Origin of the sequence: Pseudomonas sp. K5002 (assembly GCF_013386655.1) — a bacterium.
Classification (GTDB): domain Bacteria; phylum Pseudomonadota; class Gammaproteobacteria; order Pseudomonadales; family Pseudomonadaceae; genus Aquipseudomonas.
In genome coordinates, this window is the sequence record NZ_JACARK010000204.1 from 1 (window position 1) to 4,229 (window position 4,229).

General features: G+C 60.8%; 4 protein-coding genes. 3 read left to right on the forward strand and 1 reads right to left on the reverse strand.

What is annotated here, in order from left to right; all coding sequences use genetic code 11:
- A partial coding sequence (locus HX846_RS11380; protein ID WP_178965405.1) for an ATP-binding cassette domain-containing protein occupies positions 1 to 264 on the reverse strand: 264 nt, incomplete at its 3' end.
- Between the two features lie 346 nt (positions 265 to 610).
- On the opposite strand from HX846_RS11380, the gene HX846_RS11385 reads away from it, so the two are divergent.
- From HX846_RS11385 to HX846_RS11395, 3 genes are all read left to right on the forward strand, one after another.
- Complete coding sequence (locus HX846_RS11385; RefSeq protein WP_178903985.1) at positions 611 to 1,294, forward strand: histidine phosphatase family protein; 684 nt, start codon at positions 611 to 613, stop codon at positions 1,292 to 1,294.
- A gap of 348 nt (positions 1,295 to 1,642) precedes the next feature.
- Entirely contained in the window at positions 1,643 to 3,298 is a 1,656-nt protein-coding gene (gene arnT / locus HX846_RS11390; protein ID WP_178965406.1) for a lipid IV(A) 4-amino-4-deoxy-L-arabinosyltransferase, read from the forward strand.
- Positions 3,299 to 3,358: 60 nt separating this feature from the next.
- Positions 3,359 to 4,229, forward strand: an 871-nt coding sequence (locus HX846_RS11395; RefSeq protein WP_178965407.1) for a glycosyltransferase family 39 protein, incomplete at its 3' end; no start/stop codon positions are given.

Genomic DNA, 4,229 nt, shown 5'->3' on the forward strand with positions numbered 1-4,229 from the left:
CACCAGGCCGATCTCGGTGCGCCGCCAGTGGGCCAGTTGCGCCTCACTCATCTGGTCCAGGCGCTGATCGCCGACCTGGATGCTGCCACGGTCGACCTGGTCGAGCCCGGCCACCAAATGCAGCAGCGTGCTTTTGCCACTGCCCGACTCACCCATCAACGCCAGGCTGCTGCGCGCTCCCAGGTACAGGTCGACACCCGCCAGCACGGTCAACGGCCCCTGCGGCGTGCCATAACTCTTGAATACCCCTTGTACCTGCAGCATCACCCCTCCCCACAAGCTTCTGGACTTAAGCCGGAGAATAACGGTTGTCACATTTTTATGTCACAACCTTGGGCAAAAGGAGCGCCCCATGACCCCTGCAAATTTTTCACATCGATTTCACCCGGCCGCCACCTGCTGCACTTTAAATTGCCGTCCATGGGCAGATAACAGGCTGGTTATTTCAAACGCCCGTTAGTGCAAGTGAACAATTTTTTATATCGGTATGTTCAGCAAAAAGACAGCGCCCCTGTGACACGCTTTTGCATATTCCTGCATCAGCGCTACTCACTTGGCGCCTGCCTAACTTGCCGCTGCCAGTTACCGGATTAACGCCTGGAAGTTACCAATGGTGAATAGTGTGGTTGACCTGACCCTGAGCAAGTCTCGCTCGCGCTGGGCATTTGTAAAACAGCTGAACAAACTGTGGCTTGGCGTGGCAGGTATCGTGATGATCAGCCTGGCAGTAACGGCGTTCATCTGGTGGCCAAGATCGCCGCTGGACCTGGGCGTGGGCCACCGCCTGCTCACCTCCGGAACCCTGGAAGCCTGGCGTAACGGAGACCTGGTGGTGCTGGTCCGCCATGAGGAACGCTGTGACCGCTCCAACAACCCTTGCCTGGGCCCGTCAGACGGCCTGACCACGCTCGGCTCGTTGTCTGCCAGTGCCGTGGGCAAGGCCTTCCAGACCCTGGGCATGGAAAACACCGACGTACTGAGCAGCCCCACTACCCGTACCGCGCAGACCTCGCTTTTCATGTTCGGCAAGGCCGAATTGTCACCCGGGCCCCTGGCCATCTGCGGCCCTGCTATCGGCGAGGAACTGCGCCCGCATAAACACGCGGACCGCAACCTGCTGGTGGTCACCCACAGCGCCTGTATCAGCGACTTCGAGGAGGCATTGGGCTACTCACACGCTGCCCATGCTGAATACGGCAGTGCATTGTTTGTAAAGCTGCTGCCCGATGGCAAGTTCAAGGCGCTGGGTATTTTGAACAGTAAGGACTGGGCCGCCGTGCTTAAACAACTTTAGAACACTTCTTAACATTTAATCATTCAAGTTCGTTCAGCAAAAAGACAGCCAGACCGTGGCATCGTCTATGGTTTTAATTGATTTTTTTAGAAAAATTATTAGCTCACTAACTTTTCACAAGTTAACAACATGACGATGACCTTCGATGACTTATTGGACGCCACACGTTTAACGAGCTTGACTGGGGCACAGGGATATTCAGTTTCGCCCCCCCACTAACAGACTGTTTAAGGAATAACGTTCTGTGCCGCATTTCTACCCGACCACGACCACCTTCCACCCCTCGCGCATGGCTGATCCAGCGCTCGCGCTGATTCACCGTCAATACCGCTTGAGAGTGCAATAGCCATGACCCGCCTTAAACCATTGCCCGTATTGCTACTGGCATTCGTGATGTTCTATCTGTTGCCACTGGGCCTGCATGGCCTATGGATCCCTGACGAAACCCGCTACGCCCAGATCAGCCAGGAAATGCTCATCAGCGGCAACTGGGTGGCACCGCACTTCATGGGCGTGCGCTATTTCGAAAAACCCGCCGCCGGCTACTGGCTCATCGCACTGGGCCAGGCGTTGTTCGGTGAAAACCTGTTCGGCGTGCGCATCGCTTCCGCCCTGACCACCGGCCTGAGCGTCGTGCTCGCCTACCTGATCGCCCGCCGGCTGTGGAACGACCCGCGTAAGAGCTTCGCCTGCGCGCTGCTCTACATGAGTTTCGGCCTGGTGGCCGGGCAAGCCGGTTACTCCAACCTGGATCCGCAATTCACCTTTTGGGTCAACCTGAGCCTGGCGGCGCTGTGGTTTGCCCTCGACAGCTCCACCCCCCGTGCTCGCCTCGCCAGCTGGACGTTGTTGGGTGTGGCCTGCGGCATGGGTTTCATGACCAAGGGTTTCCTGGCGTGGTTGCTGCCGGTGTTGATCGCCCTGCCTTACATGCTCTGGCAGCGTCGCCTGGGGGAACTGCTGCGCTACGGGCCGCTGGCGATTCTGGTGGCGGCCGTGGTGTGCCTGCCCTGGGCACTGACGATCCACCTGCAGGAACCGGACTACTGGCGTTTCTTCTTCTGGCACGAGCACATCCGCCGGTTTGCCTCCGACAATGCCCAGCATGCACGACCCTGGTGGTTCTACCTGCCGCTGATGGTGGTGTCGTGCCTGCCGTGGGCGGCGCTGCTGCCGGCGACACTGTGCAAGGCCTGGAAGGAAAAGCGCCAACCGGCCATCGTCTTCCTGGCGCTGTGGTTGCTGCTGCCCCTGGGCTTTTTCAGCCTGAGCAACGGCAAGCTGCCGACCTACATCATGCCGTGCCTGCTGCCGCTGGCGCTGCTGATGGGCCATGCGTTGATCGACCTGCTGGCCAACGCCCGCACCCGCGCGCTGCGCGTCAATGGCCTGCTCAACCTGGGCATCGGCCTCGCGGCGATGGTGACGCTGATCTACCTGCAAATCGACCGGCCGTTGTACGGCAACAGCCACAGCGAGATGTTCAACCTGTCCCTGACGTTCATCGTGCTGATGGGCTGGATGCTCGCCAACCTGCTTCAAGCCTTCCGCCCATTGGCGCTGTGGGCGATGCCGGCGTTGGGCATTGGCCTGCTGGTGGCGCTGTTGCCCGCCGGCATGCCGGCGGTGGTCGAAGATAACCAGATGCCTGACCAGTTCGTGCTCCAGCACCTGGACGAGCTGCAACAGACCCATGCGCTGCTGAGCAACGAACTGGAGTCGGCGTCGGCCCTGGCATGGCGCCTGCGGCGGCCCGAAGTGACGCTCTACAACACCGAAGGCGAACTGCGCTACGGCCTGCAATACGCCGACTCGATGCACCGCAAGGTGGATCTGGACAGCGTTCAAGCCTGGCTCAAGCAGGCGCGCCAGCAAGGCCCGGTGGGCGTGCTGATGCGGGTCAGGAGCACCAGCGAAATGCGCGAAGCCGGCCAGCTGCCGTTGGGGGGCAAGCGTTATTACAAGGGTGACCTGGAGATCATCATCTACCCGCAATTGCCGTAACACAGGCGCCCTAATGTGGGGTGACCCCATTCAACACTCGTCCCACATCGGAACCGCCGCATGAACTTCTGGAAAACCGAACGCGGCGCCCTGCTGCTGCTCCTGGGCGTGTCGGCCCTGATCCTGCTGCTGGGCCTGGGCGCCCGCGACCTGTGGGGCCCGGAAACCCGCTGGGCGAACATCACCCTGCAGATGCTGCAAAGCGGCGACTACTTCGACCCGTACCTCAAGGGCACCCCGTATTACGACAAACCCCTGCCGTCGTACTGGCTGATCACCGGCCTGGCCAACCTGATGGGCGGCCTGGGGCCGTGGTCGTTGCGCCTGTCATCGGTCATCTCGGCGTGGCTGAGCATCTGGCTGGTGTACCTGATCGGCGAGCAACTGTTCCGCAAAGGCACCGGCCTGATTGCCGGCTGGATGCTCGCGACCACCTTCTACTTCCTCTTCTGGGCCCGGGTGGCCACGGCGGACGTGCTGACCGTATGCGGCGTGCTCGCCGCCGTCTGGTGGTATTGGCGCGGGCCGGACGATACGCGGCTGGGGCGCTACACGGTGTTCTTCCTGTTACTGGCGGCGACATCACTGTTCAAGGGTTTGATCGGCTTTGTACTGCCGGGCCTGGTGCTGTTGCCGCACTTGCTCAGCGAACAGCGCTACAAACGCCACCTCAACCTGCGGCTGGTGCTGGCCGTGATCATTGCCGGGGCGTTCTATGCGATTCCGTTTGTGCTGTCCCACCTCTACGGCGCACCGACCTACGGTGAAAGCGGCCTGGAACTGGTGTTCCGGGAAAACGTGGTGCGCTTCTTCGACCCGTTCGACCATATGGGGCCGATCTACACCTACCTGATCTACCTGCCGGCCTACACCTTGCCCTGGGCGCCGTGCTGGGTGCTGGGCCTGTGGCTCGCCGTGCGGCATTGGCGCG

Coding starts and splice junctions, on each gene's coding strand:
- HX846_RS11385 (WP_178903985.1), top strand. CDS start 611: ATGGTGAATAGTGTGGTTGACCTGACCCTGAGCAAGTCTCGCTCGCGC.
- arnT (WP_178965406.1), top strand. CDS start 1,643: ATGACCCGCCTTAAACCATTGCCCGTATTGCTACTGGCATTCGTGATG.